The sequence below is a fragment of the Sphingobium sp. CR2-8 genome, from assembly GCF_035818615.1.
Lineage (GTDB): Bacteria > Pseudomonadota > Alphaproteobacteria > Sphingomonadales > Sphingomonadaceae > Sphingobium.
On record NZ_JAYKZY010000002.1, the window covers coordinates 2,190,477 to 2,209,198 of the forward strand.

Sequence of the window (18,722 nt, forward strand, 5' to 3'; positions counted from 1 at the left end):
GCGCCTGCAAAACCATGGGGCCTGCAAAGGCGCAGCCCCACCTCAGTGGGTGCGGCTCGTCACCTTCGCCGTGCCATCGCTCAATATCTGGATCAGATGCGCGGTGCCGTTATTGCACTGCGCCTTCCATCCCCGCACGCCAGCACGGATCTCGGCACGGTCGGACTGCGTCACGTCCGGGCAGGCCGCGCCGCTGTCGCGGATCGCCTTTTCGAACACGCCGTTGCGCAAATCCACGTCCAGCTTGGCGACCTGCGCCGCCGCGCCCGTCTCCGGCCCCTCGACCTGGGCGACCGCCTCGCGATCCGCCCCGCCATCGCCGCACGCGGCCAGCATGCCCACCAATCCCATTATCACCGCTCGCCGCATGGTCCTCGTTCCTCTATCCTGCAACCCCGCATCCCGTGCGGGCGTCGGCCCACCCTTTCGATGCCCTTTATCGATCCCGGCCCTTGTGGGCTATCGCCTTCACCATAGGCGCCTGCAAAAAAGGCCCCCGGCGCTTTCGCACGGGAGCCTTTTTTCACGACATTTTCAACGCCATGGATCGGGGGACTTACTTTTCCCCATTATCCTTCACGCCAACGGTCGGCACTTCCACCACTTCCTTCTTGGTGCCAACGACAACCGCCTTGGAATCGACGTCCACCTTGGGTAGCGAACCGCCCGAGACGCTCACTTCCGGCACGTCGCCACCACTGACATCCGCCTTCCAGAACCCGGTGGCGAACAATACGCCCACCACGGCCAGCGCCACGATCAGGATGATCGCGATGGTGCGGCCACCATTGCTTTTGCGCACGACGACACGATCGTCATAGGGATCGTTACGAACTTCAACCATCTTGGCTCTCCTCCACCTTGGTGGGCTTGGAACGGCCATGAACATAGTTTGTTCCGCTCCGGAAACGTGGGCAATAATGTGGACATGATTGGGACATGATGGCCGCGCCTGCCTCTCATGCCGATCGCGGCCCCCACAGGATCACCGCCCCGCCGGCCAGGCACAGCCCCAGCCCAACCAGATCCCACCGGTCCGGCCGCACCCCCTCGGCTGCCCACAGCCATAGTATCGCCGACAGGATATAGATCGCCCCATAGGCCGCGTAGGCCCGCCCCGCATGATCCGCCTCCACCAGCGTCAACAGCCAGGCGAACAGGCACAGGGACGCAACCCCCGGCGCCACCCACCAGACCGACCGGCCCATCCGCAGCCACGCCCAAAAGGCGAAACACCCCGCAATCTCCGCGATCGCCGCACCGATATAGAGGATGATGGCCATGGTTGGCGTGGTTGGCATCATAGCGGGCTAGTCGCAAGGGCGGTTGGTGAGAGCGAGCCCTCTCCCGCGAAAGGGGGAGAGGGCTATTTTGGGCGCCCCGTCACCCCTCACTCTCCCCGCGCCGCCGCCCGATCGCCCCCAGCACATCGGCCACCCGCGCCTTCGCGTCCGCACTGTCCGGCCCCGCGCCCGCCAACTGCGCAGCCCGCCGCTTCTCCATCCGATCGCGGTGCAGCGTCAGCAGTCGCAGCGCCACCGTCAGGTTGCGCGTCCGCTTGACCTTGCGCCCCTTGACCGCACCCTCGCCATCCAGCGTCAATTCCTCGACCTCGCCGCCGAACAGTATCTCGCGCATCAACAGCGCCTCGATCTCGGCATAGCCCACGTCCAGCGCCTCGTCCCATGCCTGGGCGAAGGCGGCATTGGCACTGCGGCGGCGATAGGCGCTCGCCCGGCACATGTCCGCCGCCCGCGCCGCCTCGCTCGCGTTGCAGGTCTCGGCCAGCGTCTCCAGAAACAGCTTCTCCTTCGCCTTGGTCCATCCATCCGCGCGCGGACGGCGCTTTTGCGCGCGGCTTTTCCCGCCGACCCGCTGGCGCTGCGCCACCAGCGCCGTGCTCTTTTCGTCGGCCCCCGCACCCGACTGCGCCTTCTTCCCCGCCATGCCCCTGTCCCCCGCCGCCCCGATCCCGCCCCAAAACACAAAGGGCCGATCCTTTCGGACCAGCCCTTATGCCGTCGATGCCGTCACCGCTTCGCTGGCGACTCACATTTTTCCACTATGCCCATCTCTGCCAGATGAGCGTGACGATGTCAACCAAAATGTTCCATATAGGTTATTTTTCAGTCATCGCCTGGATCATCGGCGCTTCCTCGGCCAGCGCCTCGGCCACGCTCGGCCGCGCCTTCACGCGGGCGATCCAGGCCGCCGTCTTGGGCCAGCGATCCGCCGTCAGCCCATCCGAAACATAGCCCACATTGATGATCGGGCTGGCCGCCGCCAGGTCCGCCAAAGTGAAACGATCCTCGATCAGCCACCCCCCATCCGGCAGCACATCCTCCAGATAATCGTAGATTTTCGGCATCTTCTCCGCCTCGGCGCGGTCCGCCGCCGCCAGGTCCGGCTCCCGCTTCAGCCGCCTGGCGACCGCGCGGTTGAAGAAGATCATCTGCCCCGCCGCCTGCACCACCGTATCACCGAACTCCTCATACCAGATCGTGCGCGCCCGCGCTCTCGGCGCGGTCGGGATCAGGTTCGGTTCGGGGTGCAGGGCATCCATATAGGTGACGATCGCGGTCGAATTGCACAGCAGGAAATCGCCATCTTCGAGCGCCGGTATCTTGCCGAAGGGCGACCCCTTCAGATAGCCCTCCGCGCCCCGACCAAAGCCGGCCGTCCGCACCTCGACATCGATCCCCTTTTCGGCGGCAAAGACGATGACCTTGCGCACGAAGGGTGACGGCCGCGCGCCATGGATGATCATATGCCATTCTCCTGTCGTCAGGTGGGGACCGGCACGATGCCAACCCGGCAGTGCAATGCAATGCTTTTATACGCCCTCCGCCTCGACCGGCAGGAACGGCGCGATCACGCCCATCACCCGCGCCACGGTCGCCGCCTCCTCCCCCACCGGCGCGACATAGTCTATCACCGCCCGCGCCGCCGCGTCGTCCGCACCCCGCGCGATCGCCCAGGCGCTTAAATAATGCGCGGCCATGCATCCCCCTGCCGTCGCGACATTCCCATGCGCCACGAACGGCGCATCGATCACCCTGATTCCCGCCTCGATCACCCAGGGCTTGGTCGTCATGTCGGTGCAGGCGGGCAGGTCGCCGATCAGTCCCAGCCGCGCCAGGATCAGCGCGCCCGAACATTGCGCCCCGATGATCTGCCGCGCGGGGTCCAACCGCAACCGCGCCATCAGTTTCGCATCCGAAACGACTTCACGCGTTCGCACGCCGCTGCCGATCAGCACCACGTCGGCTTCCGCTGCAAATTCCATATCTTGCTGCACGTCGACCGTGACACCATTCATCGACGTCACGCGCTCGCCCGGCCCGCATATCTCCGCCTGCCAGCCCGGCACCCGGTTCAGCAGCGCCAACGCCACGAAACTGTCCAGTTCGTTGAATCCGTCGAACGTCAAAACCGCAACCCGCATCGCCACACCCCGCCATTGAAAGCGCCTCTATAGGGTCGGACGACCACGACCGCGCGATCCGCTCACGCGCCATTGGCCCTGCTCAGAATTGCGGCCCGGAAACCCCCGGCCCCAGCCTCTTCGGCTCGGGCCGCGATCCAGCCCCGGCGTCGGATCCAGACCCCGGCTCAGGCCCATCGTCGGCCCCGGCCCCTGCCCCAGCCCCCGCCCCGCCCGACACCGTCGTGCGCGTATAGTCGATCCGTATCCGCACCCAGCTGCCCACCATCACCTTGCCGTTGACGCGCGGCGGCAGCACCAGGAACTGCCAGGCCGCCAGCCGCACCGCCTTGGCAAAGCCCGACCCCAGCGGCGCTTCGCCCAGCGTCTGGCAATTTTCGACATGATAATGGTCGATCGTCTTGCACGCCACCAGGCCATAGCCCCGCGCGGGCGCGTTGGCGGGCAGGTAGCTGCCCAGTTCCGCATGGGTCGGCCGCCGATACCATTCCGCCTCGAACAGCTGCACGCCGCCCGGCCCTTCGCCCGGTCCCTGCACCATCGCGCTGTCGCCCTTGCCCGATCCGGCCGCTTGCGCGCCCTTGGGCATGGTGCCGATATCGGCCGCCGCCATCTGCTCGCGGTTCATCGTGATGAACGGGAAGGGGGATGGCGGCTGCTCTGCTGGCTTCTCGACCGGGACCGGCGGCCGCACCACCGGGTCAGCCTGCTTCTGCGGCGCGGCCTTGTCCTGCTCACGCTTTTCCGCCGTCTCCGCCTTGGCCTGTTCCTGCTGCGTCTTCTCGCCCGTCTCGACGTCGAACGTCACCGGCATCCGGTCGTCGACTCGCGGCGGCTCCATTTTGGGCGACAGGGTGAACAGCGCCAGCAGCAGCAGCAGGTTCAGCACCAGCGCGAACGCCAGCCCACCCGCGCGCTGCCGCACCTTGGACCAAGGAATAGAAGGGATATTCAAATGCGACGACCGGTCCGGATGGTTTGGGGGGTCATGCCCAGACGACGCGAGACAGTCAACGCCGTAGGGCTGTAGCCCGGAGGCGCAAAAACAATCCGTGGGGCTGTAGCCCGGAGGCGCACGAACAATCCGCAGGACTTCAGCCCAGAGGCGCAAACACCCAATCCCCCCTGCACAAGCCATCGCCACCGCGCTAAAGCCCCTCATCATGACCATCCGCCTCGCGACACCCGCCGACCTGCCCCTGCTCCATCCGGTGATCGAGCGCGCCTATCGCGGCGACGCGGCGCGCGCGGGCTGGACCTTCGAATCCGACCTGCTCACCGGGCCGCGCACCGACCTTGCCAGCCTGGCCGCGATCCTCGACAGCCCCACCGACCGCCTGCTCATCGCCCTTGACCCGAACGGCGCGCCGCTGGGCTGCGTCCAGATCAGCGACAGGGCAGGCGCAGGCCTTGCCTATCTCGGCCTGCTCTGCATCGATCCGGTGCGCCAGTCCGCCGGCCTCGGCCGCCGTCTCATCGCCGCGGCCGAAGAGCATGCCGCCCGCCTGTTCGGCGCGTCCGCCATGGAAATGACCGTCATCGACAGCCGGGTCGAACTGATCGCCTGGTATCAGCGCCGCGGCTACGCGCTCACCGGCGAACGCCGCCCCTTCCCGATCCCGCGCGATCCCCCGCTGGCCATGGTCGTACTGGCAAAATCGCTGGCGACCCGAAACGATCTCGGCTAGGTCCGCCCGCAATGCTCACCAAGCTCTATCAATGGACGCTGGCGAAGGCCGCGCACCGCCATGCCGAACGGTGGTTGTTCGCCATCAGCTTCATGGAATCCAGCTTCTTCCCGATCCCGCCGCACCCGCTGCTGGGCCTCATGTGCCTGGCCCGGCCAGAACGCGCGCTCCGCTTCGGCTTCATCTGCACGCTGGCGTCGGTCCTGGGCGGCCTGTTCGGCTACGCCATCGGCCATTTCCTCTATGAAGCCGTGGGCCAGCAGATCCTCTCGGCCCTCGGCCTCGCCGCCAAATTCCCGGTCGCGGCCTGCTATCTGCGGGAAAACGCCGCCCTCATCATCCTGGCGAAGGGCGCGACGCCCATCCCGTTCAAGCTCATCACCATCACGGCGGGCTTCATCGGCCTGCCGCTCTTCACCTTCCTGTGGGCCAGCATCGTCAGCCGCGCGTTCCAGTTCATGCTGGTGGGCTTCCTGTTCTGGAAATTCGGACGGCCCATCAAGGCGTTCATCGAAAAATATCTGGCCCTGCTCTCGATCCTGTTCGTCGTCCTGCTCGTCGGCGGCTTCCTCGCCGCCTCGATGCTGACCGGCGGCGGCAAGAAGGACGACACGTGCAGCCACGCCACCATGGCGACGATCGGCCGCTAGCGCCCATGCGCGCGTTGCTCGTTACCCGCCCAAAACTGGTCGCCCTGCTGGCCGGTTTCGCCTCCGCCACCGGCTTCGCCCCGCTGGACCTCTGGCCCGTCACCCTCGCCTGCCTCGCGCTGCTCATCCTCCTGATCGAGCGCGCGCCCGATCGCCGCGCCGCCTTCACCCGCGGCTGGCTGTTCGGCGTCGGTCATTTCACATTGGGCCTCAACTGGATCGCCCACGCCTTCACCTTTCAGGACAGCATGCCGCACTGGTTCGGCTATGGCGCGGTGGTGCTGCTATCCTTGTATCTCGCCGTCTATCCGGGGCTGGCGACGCTGGGCGCATGGTGGCTATCCAAAAGCCCGCTGCTCCCGCGCAGGCGGGAGCCCAGTCCCCCCGCCTCGACCGGGTTACCGCCTGCGCGGGACCAAGCTACGCCGATGCTCCTCCCTCTCCTCTTCGCCGCCACCTGGCTCGCCAGCGAATATCTGCGCGCGACCCTCTTCACCGGCTTCGCCTGGAACCCGCTCGGCGCGACCTTGCTGCCCACCGGTATCGGCGTGGCGGCGACCCTCATCGGCACCTATGGCCTCGGTGCCCTCACCATCCTCGCCGCCGCCGCGCTCCTCTTGGCGCTGCGACGCCAGTTCCGCCCCGCTGCCACGATCGCCGCGCCGCTGCTCGCCCTCGCGCTCTGGGGCCTCCTCTCCCCCGCGCCACAGACCCCGCCCGGCGCGCCGCGCATCCGCGTCGTCCAGCCCAATATCGGCCAGGACGAGAAATATTCGCCCCAACTCGAGCAGGCCCATTTCCGCAATCTCGCCGCCCTGTCCGGCACGCCGCGCCCCGCCCCGCGCCTGATCTTCTGGCCCGAAGCCGCCATCCCCGCCTATCTCGACATGGAACCCGACTGGCGCGCGCGCCTTGCGGGTCTGCTCGGCCCCGGCGACCTGCTGATGACCGGCGCCACCAAAGTCTATTTCAAGCCCGACCCGCAAAGCGCCACGGGCGAATCCAAACTGGCCGGCGCCAACAACAGCCTGTTCATCGTCACCCCCGACGCGCGCCTGGCGGGCCGCTATGACAAGGCGCATCTGGTGCCCTATGGCGAATATCTGCCGATGCGCGCGCTCCTCCAGCCGATCGGCCTTTCCCGCCTCGTCCCCGGAGACGCCGATTTCTGGCCCGGCCCCGGCCCGCAAAGCCTGACGCTTCCCGCCACGCTCGGCCGCCCGGACCTGAAGATGGGCGTGCAAATCTGCTACGAGATCATCTTCTCGGGCCATGTGGTCGACGCCGCCAACCGCCCCGCCTTCCTCTTCAACCCCTCCAACGACGCCTGGTTCGGCAGTTGGGGACCGGTCCAGCATCTGGCCCAGGCGCGCCTCCGCGCGATCGAGGAGGGCATCCCCATCATCCGCTCGACCCCCACCGGCGTCTCCGCGATCATCGACGCGCGCGGCCATGTCGTCCATGCGCTCGGCCTCGACCGCGCCGGTTTCCTCGACTCCGGCCTGCCGCCCGCGCTCCCGCCCACGCTCTTCGCGCGGCTCGGCAACTGGGCGTCCGGCCTGCTGATGCTGCTGCTGCTGCTGGGCACCACCCTTGCGCTCCGCAGAGGCAAAAGCTAATAGCGACATAAACATTTCTTTATATCGCCATCCGCCCAAGCGTCTTACGGGAGTCTCATGCGCAATCAATTCCTCTTCACCTCGGAATCCGTTTCCGAAGGCCATCCCGACAAGGTCGCGGACCAGATTTCCAATTCGATCGTCGATCTCTTCCTGTCGAAAGACCCCGAAGCCCGCATCGCCTGCGAAACGCTGACCACTACCCAGCTGGTCGTTCTGGCCGGTGAAATCCGCTGCAAGGGCGTCTATGAAAATGGCGCCTGGGCGCCCGGCGCGCAGGAAGAGATCGAAGCCACCGTCCGCGCGACCGTCAAGCGCATCGGCTACGAGCAGGACGGCTTCCATTGGCAGACCTTCCGCTTCGAAAACAACCTCCACGGCCAGTCCGCCCACATCGCTCAGGGCGTCGATGAAAGCGGCAACAAGGATGAAGGCGCAGGCGATCAGGGCATCATGTTCGGCTATGCCTCGGACGAAACCCCCGACCTCATGCCCGCCACCCTCTATTACAGCCACAAGATCCTGGAGCGCATGGCGGCCGACCGCCACGCACAAGTCGTCGATTTCCTCGAACCCGACGCCAAGAGCCAGGTGACGCTCGAATATATCGACGAAAAGCCGGTCCGCGCGACCGCCCTCGTCGTCTCGACCCAGCACGCCAAGGATATGGACAATGACGACAGCCGCGCCAAGCTGCGCGCCTACGTCAAGGGTGTGATGGCCGATGTCCTGCCCGAAGGCTGGCTGCCGGGCGACGAAGCCATTTACGTCAACCCGACCGGCCTGTTCGAAATCGGCGGTCCCGACGGCGACGCAGGCCTTACCGGCCGCAAGATCATCGTCGACACCTATGGCGGCGCATCCCCGCATGGCGGCGGCGCGTTCAGCGGCAAGGACCCCACAAAGGTCGACCGCTCGGCCGCCTACATCACCCGTTATCTGGCGAAGAACATCGTCGCCGCTGGCCTCGCCCGTCGCTGCACGATCCAGCTCAGCTACGCGATCGGTGTCGCCGAACCGCTCTCGCTCTATGTCGACCTGCACGGCACCGGCACGGTGGAAGCCTCCGCGATCGAGGCCGTCCTGCCGACGCTGGTGCGCCTGACGCCCAAGGGCATCCGCACCCATCTGGGCCTCAACAAGCCGATCTACCAGAAGACCGCCGCCTACGGCCATTTCGGCCGCACGCCCGAAGGTGACTATTTCCCCTGGGAAAAGACCGATCTGGTCGACGCGCTCAAGGCCGCTCTGGCCTGACCCTATGCCCCTCCCGCCTGCGGGAGGGGCAGCGAGACTTGCGCGCGAAGCGCGTTAGTCGCAGCGGGGCACGGCGAAACAATCGACCAACAAAAAAGGGCGCCCAACCACCAGCTTCGGCGCCCTTCCCACGTTCCGCGAACATGACGAAAAGTTCATTAGCAAAGCCCCACGCGCCGTCGCATAAGGGGGTTGCCGGGTTTGCCACCCCTGTCGAACCCGGCAACCCCTCTCACGCATAGAGGCACCAGATGACCAAGATGATCGCCACCGCCCTGCTCGGCCTTACCCTGATCGCCGGCAGCGTCGCCCCCGCCTATGCCGCCCCCTGCAAGGACGCCAAGGGCAAGTTCGTCAAATGCCCGCCCAAGGCTCCGGTGAAGAAAGCCCCCTGCAAGGATGCGAAGGGCAAATTCATCAAGTGCAAATAAGCGCCTGAGCGGGGCGCTCGTCATCCCTCCACATGGGGGGTGCAGCGCGGCGACCCACCATGCGATCCTCGCAATGACGCCCTTCACCTGAGCGCTCCCCGCTTGCTCCGATCGCCCCGTCCCGCTATCGGCGCTGCCCATGACAGCGCATAAATCCGGCGACCCCACGACCCTCAACCGCCTTTACGGCCGCCAGTCGGGGCCAAAGCTCCGCAAGGGCCAGCAGGAACTGGTCGACACCCTCCTGCCCGCCATTGCAGTGCCTGCGGAAGGCGAAGTGACCGCCGCCAACCTCTTTGGTTATGACCGCCCGCTCCATTTCGAAATCGGCTTCGGCGGCGGCGAACATATGGCCTATCGCGCCGACATGCTGCCCGACCATGGCTTCATCGGCTGCGAACCCTTCCTCAACGGCGTCGTCCAGGCGCTCGGCCATGTCCGCGACGGCGCGCTCGGCAATGTCCGCCTCCACATGGGCGATGCCCTCGACGTGCTCAGCCGCATCCCCGACGGATCATTGAGCTTCGTCTATCTGCTTCATCCCGATCCCTGGCCCAAGGCGCGCCATGCCAAGCGCCGCATGATGAACCCCGGCCCGGTCGCGATGATCGCGAAAAAACTCAAGCCCGGCGGCGAGTTCCGCTTCGGCACCGACCATCCGGTCTATCTGCGCTGGGCGCTGATGGTGATGAACGGCCACCCCGATTTCGACTGGCTGGCGAGCGACCCCAAGGATTTTCAGACCCGCCCCGGCGGCTGGCCGGAAACCCGCTACGAAGCCAAGGCCCGCCGCATCGGCCACGAAGTCTGGTACTTCCGATACCGCCGCCGCTGACCTGCACGGGCGCTAGACGCCAGCACAGGAAAAGGCCGCGCGAAGCTCCCGCTCCGCTTCGCGCGGCCTTTCGTCAAACGCGCTGTCACCCGCTCAGTTCGCCTTGGAAAGGTCCACCTTTTCCACCCATTCGGGGTAAAAGGTCGGCTCGCGATTGGACCAGCCCACGGCGGTCGCCGCCGCTTCGCTGATCGACTGGAGCAAAGCGCGCCGCTTTTCGGGGTGGAGGTGCGGCAGGCTGGCCGCCGCGCAGAAGGCGCCCGGCAACCAGGGCCGCGCCCCCGCGCCCAGCAGCCGTTCGTACAGGAAACGATAGGCCGAAAAGCTGCTCAGCCGATCCTGCCCCAGATCGAAGGCCGAAATCGTCACCAGCGGCGCCATGAACGGCTCCACCTGTTCCAGCCCGCTGTCGTCGGGGACATGCGCCTTGATCTCGTCCAGCCGCCCATAGATGCGCGCCTGCGCCCGGATGGAGGCTTCCTCGACCATGTCGCGGGACCACAGCTTCATCGCGTCGCGGCGATGCAGCCCGATATCCAGCGATCGTCGGATATAGCGTTGCGTGGAGGACGGGAAACTCGCGAATTCACGCAGTTCCGCCAAGGTGACAGCCCCGTCCGCCGGTCTTGCACTCGTACCCATGTTCATGCCCTCCGACTTGAAGTCGTAGGATGAAACATGCGCCCTCTATGGTTACCGAAGGCTTAAGCGCCTGTTCCACCGCTGTTCACAACGGACCAGATTTCTTTTTGCGGCGCAACATGAAACTTATGTGACTGCGACGGGCCGTTTTTCTCTGGACCCCAAGCCGCGCCGAAGAACCGACCAACTCGTCACCCAGCCACCAATACAGGCTCCAAAAGCCATGCCAGCAATTCCTGCGCGCTCGCGAAGATGCGCAGATACTCCTGCGTCATTTCCCGGCGCACCTGCAATTTGGCGATGGCGCTGGGCGTTATGATGGCGATGCGGGACGCACGCGGAAACTTACCTTCGCCCAGATGCTCGCGGAAAGCGGCGAGCGCGTCCTGCGGCTGCACCGCGCTGTCGGTCATGTCCATGCGCAACAAATAGCCCGGGGCAAAGCCCTCCAGCACGAATCGGGCCTTGACCTCGCGGGCATAGGCCGCGACCCCGTCGCTGCTGAACAGCCCGTGCCAGCGTATATCCAACAGATTGATGTCGTGGCGGAATTCAATGTCGTACATGGCGCAGGCCTCCCGCGCTCCCCCATGCCCGATCGACCTTACCGAAAGATTAGGATTGCGCCTGCGCCTCCAGCGGCGCGGCGCGCAAGTGCCGCTCCAGCAGCGGCCATGCATCCTCGCTCGCGCCGGAGGCGACCTGTTGCAAGGCCCGATAGTCGCGCAGGATCGCACGGCCTGCGTCGGTCAGTTGCGCGCCCTCGCTCGACGTCGCGACCAGCGGCTGCGCCCAGCATCGGTTCATCATATCGACCAGCAGCCAGCAACGCCGATAGCTCATGCCCAGCTTGCGGCCAGCCGCAGAGATAGATCCTTCATCCGCGATCGCGTCGAGCAGGTCGGCCTTGCCCGGCCCCATGGCGATCTGGTCGCCGCAATATATCTGGATCTTGATCTTCAGCATCGCCTGGCCGGTCATGCCATAACCGATCGTCCCGGCCAAGCAGCCGACAGCGTCATGCCCCGGCGCGTCGCTCCAGCACCGCGCCGATCATCGCGCGCCACACGCCGACATCGCCTGCCTGCGCCATTTGCGCATCCGGCTCGCGCAGCGTGTGCAAAATGGCATAGGCGTCATCGACATGATCTGGCCAGGCCGCATCCACCGCGCCCGCCGCATGCGGATCATGACCGCCACCATTCAGGCTCAACTGGCGACCGGCCAGAACGCGGGCGATCCGTTCGATGGCGGGGGTGGTCGATGTCGGCATGGATGCTGCACTCCTCTCTCATGATGGACGGCGTGTTGCGCGCTTGTGCCGCCCGCAATAGCATATCGCGAGCGGCCGATCTATCGGCCCTAATCTTCCTTGAAGCCGGAGGACGGCACCGGATCGCCACGATCGCCGGGCTTGCTGGTCGATGGCGGGTCGGACGCGTCCATCGAATCCTTCAGGCTTTCGTCGCGCTTTTCGTCATGATGCAGCACATGATCCTGCGTGTCGCTCTCGCGCGCATCGCCGGCATCTTCGCGACTGTGAGTCCGGGCGTCTGTCTTGTCGGGGTCTGTCATCATATCTCTCCTGCTCTATGACAGGTTTAACGGACGGCGCGGCAGCGGAGTTCCGTTAGGCGGCCCAGCCCGCTTCGACTAACGTCTTCGCGCTTCGACCAGCAACCGCGCCCGATGCAGACTTTTGGACGCAGGCGGCGTAGGATGGCGGGATGACTGATCTTCCCGAAGACGGCGATCGCGGCGTGGCGCCGTCGATCGCGCTCTATTCCATTCTCGGTTTCTGGTTCTTCTACGCCGTCTGGGCATCGATGCGCGCCTTCGCCATGGGCATGGACGCCCAGTTGGAGATCGCCGCGCGCCGGATGGTCGTCACCGTCATCGGCATCATCGTCACCTGGATCTTCTACCTGGCGCTGCGCCGTTTCGACGCCAAGCCGCTCGGCATCCGCCTGCTTGCGTCCTTCACCCTGGCCGCCCCCTTCGCCATCGCTATGGGCGCCGCCAATTATTTCATGTTCAACATCTATTACCCGATCGACGCCTTCATCGACGTCGACCAGAAGAAATATCTCGGCGATCATAATATCTGGCTGATCCAGATGGTCGAAGACAGCAGCAACCGCTATTTCTTCCTGTCGGCCTGGGCCGGCGTCTATCTCGCTTTGTCCTACGCCAGCGAAGCGCTGCGCACCCAGCGCCGCGCCGCCCGGCTGGAACTGGCCGCCCAACAGGCCGAACTGCGATCGCTGCGCTATCAGGTGAACCCGCATTTCCTGTTCAACACGCTGAATTCGCTCTCCACCCTGGTCATGTGCAACCGCCCGGACGAAGCGGAAAAGATGATCATGTCGCTTTCCAACTTCTACCGCACCAGCCTGACCGGCGACCCGCTGGACGACGTGCCGCTGGAGGAAGAAGTGGATCTCCAGAAACTCTATCTGGATATCGAAGCGGTCCGCTTCCCCGACCGGCTGATTACGGTGATCGACATCCCGCCTGCCTTGATGAACGCCTGCGTCCCCGGCCTCATCCTCCAGCCACTGGTCGAAAACGCCATCAAATATGGTGTCTCGCGCACCTCCAGCCCGGTGACGATCACCATCACCGCGCGGGAGGATGGCGACCTGCTCCACATCGCCGTCACCGACGATGGCGACAATCCGCCCCACGACGCGGACGGCGGCAGCGGCATCGGCCTGCCCAATGTCCGCGATCGGCTGGCCGCGCGCTTCGGCGACGCCGGGCGGATCGCCTATGGCCCGCGCGACGGGCACGGCTTTTCCGTCCTCCTCACCCTACCCATCATCCGCAAGGGGTGCTGACGCCCATGTCCATTCGCACCATGATCGTCGATGACGAACCGCTCGCCGTCGAACGCCTCCAGATGCTGTGCGCGCGCGAACCGCGCATCGCGCTCGTCGGCACCGCCACCGATGGCGAAGCCGCGCTGCGCCTGATCGAGGGGCTGAAGCCCGACCTCGTCATGCTCGACATCGCCATGCCGCTGCTCGACGGCATCGGCGTCGCCCGCGCCGTGGGCCGCATGGGCATCCGCCCGGCGGTGATCTTCGTCACCGCATTCGAAGGCTTCGCGGTCGAGGCGTTCGACCTGGCCGCCGTCGACTATATGCTCAAGCCCGTCGCGCATGATCGCCTGACCCGCGCCATCGACCGGGTCGAAGTGGCGCTGCGCAACCAGACGCCCGGCGACACGACCGCCGTCACCAGCGCGCCAAGCCCCGAATGGGCGGAGGAATTCTGGGTGCCGCACCGGTCCGAACTGATCCGCATCGCCACCGACCAGATCGACCGGATAGAGGCGGAGCGCGACTATATGCGCCTGCATGTCGGCGGTCACAGCTATCTGCTGCACCAGACCATCAGCAGCCTGGAGGAACGGCTGGACCCGCAGCAATTCGTCCGCCTGCACCGCAGCCACATCGTCCGCCGCGACCATATCGCGCGCCTGCGCCACGACGGCAGCGGCGTCTGGTTCGCGGCGCTGGCCGACAATGGCGAAATCCGCATCGGCCGCACCTTCCTCGCCAATGCGCGGGCGATGACCGGGCGGTAGCGGCTAGACCAGACTGTTCCCCGGCGAAGGCCGGGGTCCAGGCCCGCCCTCAAGAACTGGACCCCGGCCTACGCCGGGGAACCCGTGTCTTGACCGTTAGACAGCCTGCCCCGCCGCCACGCCACTGGCCCAGGCCCATTGAAAATTATAGCCGCCCAGCCAGCCGGTCACGTCCACCGCCTCGCCGATGGCATAGAGCCCCGGCACCTTGGCCGCTTCCATCGTCCGCGACGACAGGCCGGCGGTCGCGATCCCGCCTACCGTCACCTCCGCCTTGGCATAGCCCTCCGTGCCCGTGGGGGCGAAGGGCCAGTCGCCCAGTCGCGCAGCCGTCTGCCGCAGGGCCTTGTCCGACAGATTGCCCATTTCCCCCTGCACTTGGAGCCGCTCCAGCAGCGCGTCGGCCAGCCGCTCGGTCAGCGCCTGCGCCAGCACCTTGCGCAGGCTGGTGCGCGGCCGTTCCCGCTTTTCCGCGAGCAGCCAGTCGGCCGCCCGGTCCGGCAGGAAATCGACCTGGATCGGCGTGCGATGCTGCCAATAGCTGCTGATCTGCAACATCGCCGGGCCGGACAGACCGCGATGGGTGAACAAGGCGGCCTCGCGAAAGCGGGTCTTGTTCCAGCGCACGACGACATCGGCCGACACGCCGGACAACGACTGAAACAGTTGTTCCTCCGGCCCCAGCGTGAAGGGCACCAGCGCCGGGCGCGGCTGTATGATGCTGAGGCCGAACTGCCGGGCGACGTCATAGGCAAAGCCCGTCGCCCCCATTTTCGGGATCGACGGTCCCCCGGTGGCGAGCACCAGCGCCGGCGCGCGATGCTCGACCCCGCCGATCGTCACGCGATACATCCCGTCGCCACGCTGGATGTCCGTGACGCTCTGGCCCAGCATGATCGTCACGTCGCCCTTGGCGCATTCCTCCGCCAGCATCGCGACGATCTGCTTGGCCGACCCGTCGCAGAAGAGCTGCCCCAGCGTCTTTTCGTGCCAGGCGATGCCATATTGTTCCACTAGCGAAATGAAATCCTGCGCGCTGTAGCGCCCCAGCGCCGATTTGGCGAAATGGGGGTTGGCCGACAGGTAGCGATCGGCGGCGCTATGGATGTTGGTGAAATTGCAGCGACCACCGCCGGAAATCAGGATCTTCTTACCCACAGCCTCGGCATGGTCGACCAGCAATACCTGTCGCTTTCGCTGTCCGGCAACGCTGGCACACATCATCCCCGCCGCGCCCGCCCCCAATATGATGGCGTCGTAATGAGCCATTACCGCCCCCGCTTCAAACGCACGACGGCCTCATCCAACGCCTGGAGGAACCGCGATCGGTCGGCCTTGCCGAAGGGCGGCGGTCCGCCGATCTGCTCTCCCCCGCGCGCAGGTCCGCCATGATCGCCCGCGTCGCGATCGCCGCCCCGATCGAGCTATGGGTGAAGGGCTTGCCATTGGACGCGATGACGACCGCCCCGGCTTTCAGGCACCGGTCGGCCAGCAAGATGTCGGCGGTGATGCATATCGACGCCGCGTCCGCCCGTTCCGCGATCCAGTCGTCCGCCGCATCGAACCCGTCGCTCACCACCACCCGGTCGAGCAGCGGATGGGCGGGAATGCGGATCGGGCTGTTGCTCACGATCGTCACGGGGATGTCATGCCGCCAGGCGACCTTGTAGATCTCCTCCTTCACGGGGCAGGCATCGGCATCGACCAATATCTTCATGGGTGGGGGCGATAGGCCGTGGGGCCGGTCGAGACAATGGTCGGACGACGAATAGCTGATGGCAAATATAATGCGTGGCCCAACCAACGGCTTGTTCCCCGGCGCAGGCCGGGCCCCAGTTCAGACCGTGGAACTGGACCCCGGCCTGCGCCGGGGAACGGATAATGCCTCTTCCCGTCCTTTGTGGGCTTTATACAGCAATCTGTTTCCTCTATTTTCCCCCAGGACCATTCCCCGCCTTCACCCCGTGCCGATCCTGCCCTACATGGGCGAATATGAGCGCTCCCCTGTATAACAAGGACATCTTGCGGCTAGCCGCCGGCATCCCGCACCATGCCCGCCTGCCCGATCCCCAGGCCAGCGTCGAGAGGCGCTCCCCCACCTGCGGATCGCGGGTGACGGCCGATGCGCGGATGGCGGACGGTCGCCTGGCCGACATGGGCCTGGACGTGAAGGCCTGCGCCTTGGGCCAGGCCTCCGCCGCGCTGATGGCGGGCCATGCGATCGGCCTGACCGCGCAGGAACTGGCCGAAGCGCGCGACAAGCTGGCCGCCTATCTGGCGGGGACGAGCGAAGACCTGGATTTCTGGCCAGGCCTGGCCGTGCTGGCCCCGGCGCGCGGCTATCCCGCCCGCCACGCCTCGATCCGCCTCGGCTTCGAAGCGATCGCGGAAGCCGCGCGGATGGCGGACGCCTGATGTCCGCCGCGCCCGCATCCGTCCCGCCCGTCCCGATCAGCGCCACCGACATATTGTTGAGCGACGGCGTCATCCTGCTCGGCGCCGCCGTCCTCTTCGTCCTGCTCTTCCGCCGCTTCGGCCTGGGCGCGGTGCTGGGCTATCTCGTCGCGGGCGCACTGGTCGGGCCGCAGGGCCTGGGCCTGGTCGGCGGCGGCGAATCGAAGCTCGCCATCGCGGAAATCGGTATCGTCCTGCTGCTGTTCCTCGTCGGCCTCGAACTCCACCCCGCCCGCCTCTGGCGATTGAAGCGCGATATCTTTGCGCTAGGCCTGGCGCAGGTCGTGCTGTGCGGCAGCATGCTGACCGCGATCATCTTCTACTTCACCGGCTTCACCTGGGGCGCGGCCATCGCGCTCGGCCTGCCGCTCGCCCTGTCCTCCACCGCACAGGTGCTGCCGGGCCTCAAATCCAGCGGCCGCATCAACTCGCCCTTCGGTGAGAAAGTCTTTTCGATCCTGCTGTTCCAGGATCTTTCGATCGTCCCGCTCATCACCATCGTCGCCGCGCTGTCGCGCAACCCGGCCGACGCGGGCGGACCGCCCGGATGGATGATGGCGGGCTACACTGTCGCCGCCATTGCGGGCCTCGTGCTGGCGGGCCGCTTCATTCTTCGCCCGCTCCTGGGGCTGGTCGGGCGACTGGGCGAGCGCGAGATGTTCGTCGTCGTCGGTCTCTTCACCGTTCTTGCCGCCGCCGCGCTGATGCACAGCCTGCACCTCTCGACCGCGCTGGGCGCCTTCGTCGCGGGCGTCATGCTCGCCGATTCGCCCTACCGGCACGAGATTGAGGCCGACGTCGAACCCTTCCGCTCGATCCTGCTCGGCCTCTTTTTCCTGGCCGTGGGCATGGTGCTGGACCTGCGCGCCGTCGCCGCCAACCCGCTATTCGTCCTGTCGATGGCCGCGATCCTGGTCGCGACCAAGGCGGCGATCGTCACCGGCCTCGCCCGCCTGTTCGGCATGGCGTGGAAACAGGCGCTGGGCGCGGGGTTGCTCCTGTCCCAAGGCGGCGAATTCGGCTTCGTCCTCTTCGCCCAGGCGCAGAACGCCCTGCTGATCGCGCCCGAAGCGGCCAGCCTGTTCAGCGCGATCGTCACCTTCTCCATGGCGACGACGCCCTTCCTGATGCTGTTCGCCCGCCGTTTCGAATTTGCCAGGCCCAAGGACCTTGACGACCTGCCCGGCCCGGAAGACGCGCCGCGCGGTTCCGCCATCGTCGTGGGTTATGGCCGCTTCGGCCAGACCGTGGCGCAGATGCTGATGGGCCACGGCTTTGGCGTCACCCTGATCGACAAGAAGCCCTCGCAGATCGAGGTGTCGAGCCGGTTCGACATGAAAGTCTATTATGGCGACGGCACCCGCATGGACCTGCTCCACCGCGCCGGTGGGGCGGAAGCGCGGCTGATCGCCTTCTGCATCGACGATCCCTCGCTCGATTCGCGTACGCTCCAGCCGATCGCGGAGGCTTTCCCGCAGGCCGCGCTGATGGTCCGCGCCTTCGACCGGCGGCAATTGATGGAATTGCAGGAGATGGACCTGGCAGGCGTCGTCCGCGAAGTCTATAAATCGGCGATCTGCATGGGCGTGCAGGCGATGCAGGCGCTGGGCGTCCCGGACGAAGAAGTCGAGGAAGTCGAGCGGCAATATCGCGAAAATGATGCCCAGCGGCTGGCGCTCCAGACCGAACATGGCACGCTGCTCGCGGCGAAGGACTTGATGTATCGCCCCGGCAAGGGCATGCGGCTGCTCAGCCGAGGGGATGGGGAAGACGCATGATCGCATTATCGGCCTGCCTGTCGGCCGCGCTCGCCATCGGTGCGGGCGCATTCGGCGCGCATGGCGTCACCGATCCCAAGGCGGTCGAATGGCTGCGCACCGGGGGCATGTACCAGCTGATCCATGCGGTCGCGGCGATCGCCATAATGGGCGTCGCGCGCGGTGCGGCGGCGCTGATGCTCACCGGCGCGGCGATCTTTGCCCTCACCCTCTACGCGATGGCGCTGGGCGGTCCCAAATGGCTGGGCGCGGTCACGCCGATCGGCGGCCTGTTGATGATCGCAGGGTGGCTGTGGGCGGCATGGGCCTTCGCGCAACGCTGACCCGATAG

General features: G+C 66.2%; 24 protein-coding genes and 1 pseudogene. 11 read left to right on the top strand and 14 right to left on the bottom strand.

The features are described from left to right. Positions 1–42: 42 nt before the first annotated feature. The 7 genes from U5A82_RS14570 to U5A82_RS14600 all read right to left on the bottom strand — a co-directional run bounded on the left by U5A82_RS14570 (position 43) and on the right by U5A82_RS14600 (position 4,400). The gene (locus tag U5A82_RS14570) at positions 43–369 is read right to left on the bottom strand and encodes a hypothetical protein (protein ID WP_326291557.1); all 327 of its coding nucleotides are present in this window, start codon (positions 367–369) and stop codon (positions 43–45) included. A gap of 187 nt (positions 370–556) precedes the next feature. Continuing rightward, complete coding sequence (locus U5A82_RS14575; protein WP_326291558.1) at positions 557–844, bottom strand: hypothetical protein; 288 nt, start codon at positions 842–844, stop codon at positions 557–559. A 115-nt stretch (positions 845–959) separates the two neighbouring features. Further along, on the bottom strand, positions 960–1,283 hold the full coding sequence (locus U5A82_RS14580) for a YnfA family protein (protein WP_326291559.1): 324 nt from the start codon (positions 1,281–1,283) through the stop codon (positions 960–962). Between the two features lie 100 nt (positions 1,284–1,383). Beyond that, positions 1,384–1,986 (bottom strand): hypothetical protein, encoded by a 603-nt coding sequence (locus U5A82_RS14585; RefSeq protein ID WP_326291560.1) that lies wholly within the window; start codon positions 1,984–1,986, stop codon positions 1,384–1,386. Between the two features lie 133 nt (positions 1,987–2,119). Further along, positions 2,120–2,767 carry a glutathione S-transferase family protein gene (locus tag U5A82_RS14590; RefSeq protein WP_326291561.1) on the bottom strand — a complete coding sequence of 216 codons (648 nt, stop codon included), beginning with the start codon at positions 2,765–2,767 and terminating at the stop codon, positions 2,120–2,122. 66 nt (positions 2,768–2,833) lie between these two features. Further along, positions 2,834–3,445, bottom strand: a complete 612-nt coding sequence (locus U5A82_RS14595; protein ID WP_326291562.1) for a DJ-1/PfpI family protein — start codon at positions 3,443–3,445, stop codon at positions 2,834–2,836. A gap of 82 nt (positions 3,446–3,527) precedes the next feature. Continuing rightward, on the bottom strand, positions 3,528–4,400 hold the full coding sequence (locus tag U5A82_RS14600; protein WP_326291563.1) for a hypothetical protein: 873 nt from the start codon (positions 4,398–4,400) through the stop codon (positions 3,528–3,530). A gap of 208 nt (positions 4,401–4,608) precedes the next feature. On the opposite strand from U5A82_RS14600, the gene U5A82_RS14605 reads away from it, so the two are divergent. The 6 genes from U5A82_RS14605 (at position 4,609) to trmB (ending at position 9,925) form a co-directional block, all read left to right on the top strand. Continuing rightward, positions 4,609–5,133 (top strand): GNAT family N-acetyltransferase, encoded by a 525-nt coding sequence (locus U5A82_RS14605; protein ID WP_326291564.1) that lies wholly within the window; start codon positions 4,609–4,611, stop codon positions 5,131–5,133. A gap of 11 nt (positions 5,134–5,144) precedes the next feature. Next, positions 5,145–5,783 (top strand): YqaA family protein, encoded by a 639-nt coding sequence (locus U5A82_RS14610; RefSeq protein WP_326291565.1) that lies wholly within the window; start codon positions 5,145–5,147, stop codon positions 5,781–5,783. 5 nt (positions 5,784–5,788) lie between these two features. After that, on the top strand, positions 5,789–7,402 hold the full coding sequence (lnt, locus tag U5A82_RS14615; protein WP_326292951.1) for an apolipoprotein N-acyltransferase: 1,614 nt from the start codon (positions 5,789–5,791) through the stop codon (positions 7,400–7,402). Between the two features lie 57 nt (positions 7,403–7,459). Then, positions 7,460–8,659, top strand: a complete 1,200-nt coding sequence (metK, locus tag U5A82_RS14620) for a methionine adenosyltransferase (RefSeq protein WP_326291566.1) — start codon at positions 7,460–7,462, stop codon at positions 8,657–8,659. A 251-nt stretch (positions 8,660–8,910) separates the two neighbouring features. Beyond that, positions 8,911–9,090 carry a hypothetical protein gene (locus U5A82_RS14625; RefSeq protein WP_326291567.1) on the top strand — a complete coding sequence of 60 codons (180 nt, stop codon included), beginning with the start codon at positions 8,911–8,913 and terminating at the stop codon, positions 9,088–9,090. 139 nt (positions 9,091–9,229) lie between these two features. Further along, a complete protein-coding gene (gene trmB, locus U5A82_RS14630) occupies positions 9,230–9,925 on the top strand; it encodes a tRNA (guanine(46)-N(7))-methyltransferase TrmB (RefSeq protein WP_326291568.1) in 696 nt (231 codons plus the stop codon). A gap of 93 nt (positions 9,926–10,018) precedes the next feature. Here the strand turns inward: trmB and U5A82_RS14635 are convergent, their stop codons facing one another. The 5 genes from U5A82_RS14635 to U5A82_RS14655 all read right to left on the bottom strand — a co-directional run bounded on the left by U5A82_RS14635 (position 10,019) and on the right by U5A82_RS14655 (position 12,145). Further along, positions 10,019–10,567 (bottom strand): hypothetical protein, encoded by a 549-nt coding sequence (locus U5A82_RS14635; RefSeq protein ID WP_326292952.1) that lies wholly within the window; start codon positions 10,565–10,567, stop codon positions 10,019–10,021. Between the two features lie 191 nt (positions 10,568–10,758). Beyond that, entirely contained in the window at positions 10,759–11,133 is a 375-nt protein-coding gene (locus U5A82_RS14640) for an STAS/SEC14 domain-containing protein (RefSeq protein ID WP_326291569.1), read from the bottom strand. Between the two features lie 49 nt (positions 11,134–11,182). Next, entirely contained in the window at positions 11,183–11,548 is a 366-nt protein-coding gene (locus U5A82_RS14645) for a winged helix-turn-helix domain-containing protein (protein ID WP_326292953.1), read from the bottom strand. A gap of 37 nt (positions 11,549–11,585) precedes the next feature. Then, positions 11,586–11,840 (bottom strand): hypothetical protein, encoded by a 255-nt coding sequence (locus tag U5A82_RS14650; RefSeq protein ID WP_326291570.1) that lies wholly within the window; start codon positions 11,838–11,840, stop codon positions 11,586–11,588. Positions 11,841–11,929: 89 nt separating this feature from the next. Beyond that, positions 11,930–12,145, bottom strand: a complete 216-nt coding sequence (locus U5A82_RS14655) for a hypothetical protein (RefSeq protein WP_326291571.1) — start codon at positions 12,143–12,145, stop codon at positions 11,930–11,932. 149 nt (positions 12,146–12,294) lie between these two features. On the opposite strand from U5A82_RS14655, the gene U5A82_RS14660 reads away from it, so the two are divergent. Both U5A82_RS14660 and U5A82_RS14665 read left to right on the top strand, forming a co-directional pair. Continuing rightward, on the top strand, positions 12,295–13,407 hold the full coding sequence (locus U5A82_RS14660; protein WP_326291572.1) for a sensor histidine kinase: 1,113 nt from the start codon (positions 12,295–12,297) through the stop codon (positions 13,405–13,407). Between the two features lie 5 nt (positions 13,408–13,412). Further along, complete coding sequence (locus U5A82_RS14665; RefSeq protein ID WP_326291573.1) at positions 13,413–14,159, top strand: LytR/AlgR family response regulator transcription factor; 747 nt, start codon at positions 13,413–13,415, stop codon at positions 14,157–14,159. A 96-nt stretch (positions 14,160–14,255) separates the two neighbouring features. On the opposite strand, the gene U5A82_RS14670 is transcribed toward U5A82_RS14665, so the two are convergent. Then, entirely contained in the window at positions 14,256–15,428 is a 1,173-nt protein-coding gene (locus tag U5A82_RS14670) for a BaiN/RdsA family NAD(P)/FAD-dependent oxidoreductase (protein WP_326291574.1), read from the bottom strand. Continuing rightward, positions 15,428–15,876, bottom strand: a pseudogene (locus U5A82_RS14675) (YaiI/YqxD family protein). The gene U5A82_RS14670 and the pseudogene U5A82_RS14675 overlap by 1 nt, the downstream one beginning before the upstream one ends. Before the next feature lie 275 nt (positions 15,877–16,151). On the opposite strand from U5A82_RS14675, the gene U5A82_RS14680 reads away from it, so the two are divergent. From U5A82_RS14680 to U5A82_RS14690, 3 genes are read left to right on the top strand one after another with little or no spacing between them, the layout of a single operon-like run. Then, on the top strand, positions 16,152–16,574 hold the full coding sequence (locus U5A82_RS14680) for an iron-sulfur cluster assembly scaffold protein (protein WP_326291575.1): 423 nt from the start codon (positions 16,152–16,154) through the stop codon (positions 16,572–16,574). Then, a complete protein-coding gene (locus U5A82_RS14685) occupies positions 16,574–18,391 on the top strand; it encodes a cation:proton antiporter domain-containing protein (RefSeq protein WP_326291577.1) in 1,818 nt (605 codons plus the stop codon). The genes U5A82_RS14680 and U5A82_RS14685 overlap by 1 nt, the downstream gene beginning before the upstream one ends. Further along, complete coding sequence (locus U5A82_RS14690; protein WP_326291578.1) at positions 18,388–18,714, top strand: DUF423 domain-containing protein; 327 nt, start codon at positions 18,388–18,390, stop codon at positions 18,712–18,714. Before U5A82_RS14685 ends, U5A82_RS14690 begins: the two co-directional genes overlap by 4 nt. The last annotated feature ends 8 nt before the right edge of the window (positions 18,715–18,722 follow it).

What these genes read in the sequence shown, in the direction of transcription:
- U5A82_RS14570 (WP_326291557.1), bottom strand. Translation starts at nt 369, where the DNA reads ATGCGGCGAGCGGTGATAATGGGATTGGTGGGCATGCTGGCCGCGTGC.
- U5A82_RS14575 (WP_326291558.1), bottom strand. Translation starts at nt 844, where the DNA reads ATGGTTGAAGTTCGTAACGATCCCTATGACGATCGTGTCGTCGTGCGC.
- U5A82_RS14580 (WP_326291559.1), bottom strand. Translation starts at nt 1,283, where the DNA reads ATGGCCATCATCCTCTATATCGGTGCGGCGATCGCGGAGATTGCGGGG.
- U5A82_RS14590 (WP_326291561.1), bottom strand. Translation starts at nt 2,767, where the DNA reads ATGATCATCCATGGCGCGCGGCCGTCACCCTTCGTGCGCAAGGTCATC.
- U5A82_RS14595 (WP_326291562.1), bottom strand. Translation starts at nt 3,445, where the DNA reads ATGCGGGTTGCGGTTTTGACGTTCGACGGATTCAACGAACTGGACAGT.
- U5A82_RS14605 (WP_326291564.1), top strand. Translation starts at nt 4,609, where the DNA reads ATGACCATCCGCCTCGCGACACCCGCCGACCTGCCCCTGCTCCATCCG.
- U5A82_RS14610 (WP_326291565.1), top strand. Translation starts at nt 5,145, where the DNA reads ATGCTCACCAAGCTCTATCAATGGACGCTGGCGAAGGCCGCGCACCGC.
- lnt (WP_326292951.1), top strand. Translation starts at nt 5,789, where the DNA reads ATGCGCGCGTTGCTCGTTACCCGCCCAAAACTGGTCGCCCTGCTGGCC.
- metK (WP_326291566.1), top strand. Translation starts at nt 7,460, where the DNA reads ATGCGCAATCAATTCCTCTTCACCTCGGAATCCGTTTCCGAAGGCCAT.
- U5A82_RS14625 (WP_326291567.1), top strand. Translation starts at nt 8,911, where the DNA reads ATGACCAAGATGATCGCCACCGCCCTGCTCGGCCTTACCCTGATCGCC.
- trmB (WP_326291568.1), top strand. Translation starts at nt 9,230, where the DNA reads ATGACAGCGCATAAATCCGGCGACCCCACGACCCTCAACCGCCTTTAC.
- U5A82_RS14635 (WP_326292952.1), bottom strand. Translation starts at nt 10,567, where the DNA reads ATGGGTACGAGTGCAAGACCGGCGGACGGGGCTGTCACCTTGGCGGAA.
- U5A82_RS14640 (WP_326291569.1), bottom strand. Translation starts at nt 11,133, where the DNA reads ATGTACGACATTGAATTCCGCCACGACATCAATCTGTTGGATATACGC.
- U5A82_RS14645 (WP_326292953.1), bottom strand. Translation starts at nt 11,548, where the DNA reads ATGACCGGCCAGGCGATGCTGAAGATCAAGATCCAGATATATTGCGGC.
- U5A82_RS14650 (WP_326291570.1), bottom strand. Translation starts at nt 11,840, where the DNA reads ATGCCGACATCGACCACCCCCGCCATCGAACGGATCGCCCGCGTTCTG.
- U5A82_RS14655 (WP_326291571.1), bottom strand. Translation starts at nt 12,145, where the DNA reads ATGATGACAGACCCCGACAAGACAGACGCCCGGACTCACAGTCGCGAA.
- U5A82_RS14660 (WP_326291572.1), top strand. Translation starts at nt 12,295, where the DNA reads ATGACTGATCTTCCCGAAGACGGCGATCGCGGCGTGGCGCCGTCGATC.
- U5A82_RS14665 (WP_326291573.1), top strand. Translation starts at nt 13,413, where the DNA reads ATGTCCATTCGCACCATGATCGTCGATGACGAACCGCTCGCCGTCGAA.
- U5A82_RS14670 (WP_326291574.1), bottom strand. Translation starts at nt 15,428, where the DNA reads ATGGCTCATTACGACGCCATCATATTGGGGGCGGGCGCGGCGGGGATG.
- U5A82_RS14680 (WP_326291575.1), top strand. Translation starts at nt 16,152, where the DNA reads ATGAGCGCTCCCCTGTATAACAAGGACATCTTGCGGCTAGCCGCCGGC.
- U5A82_RS14685 (WP_326291577.1), top strand. Translation starts at nt 16,574, where the DNA reads ATGTCCGCCGCGCCCGCATCCGTCCCGCCCGTCCCGATCAGCGCCACC.
- U5A82_RS14690 (WP_326291578.1), top strand. Translation starts at nt 18,388, where the DNA reads ATGATCGCATTATCGGCCTGCCTGTCGGCCGCGCTCGCCATCGGTGCG.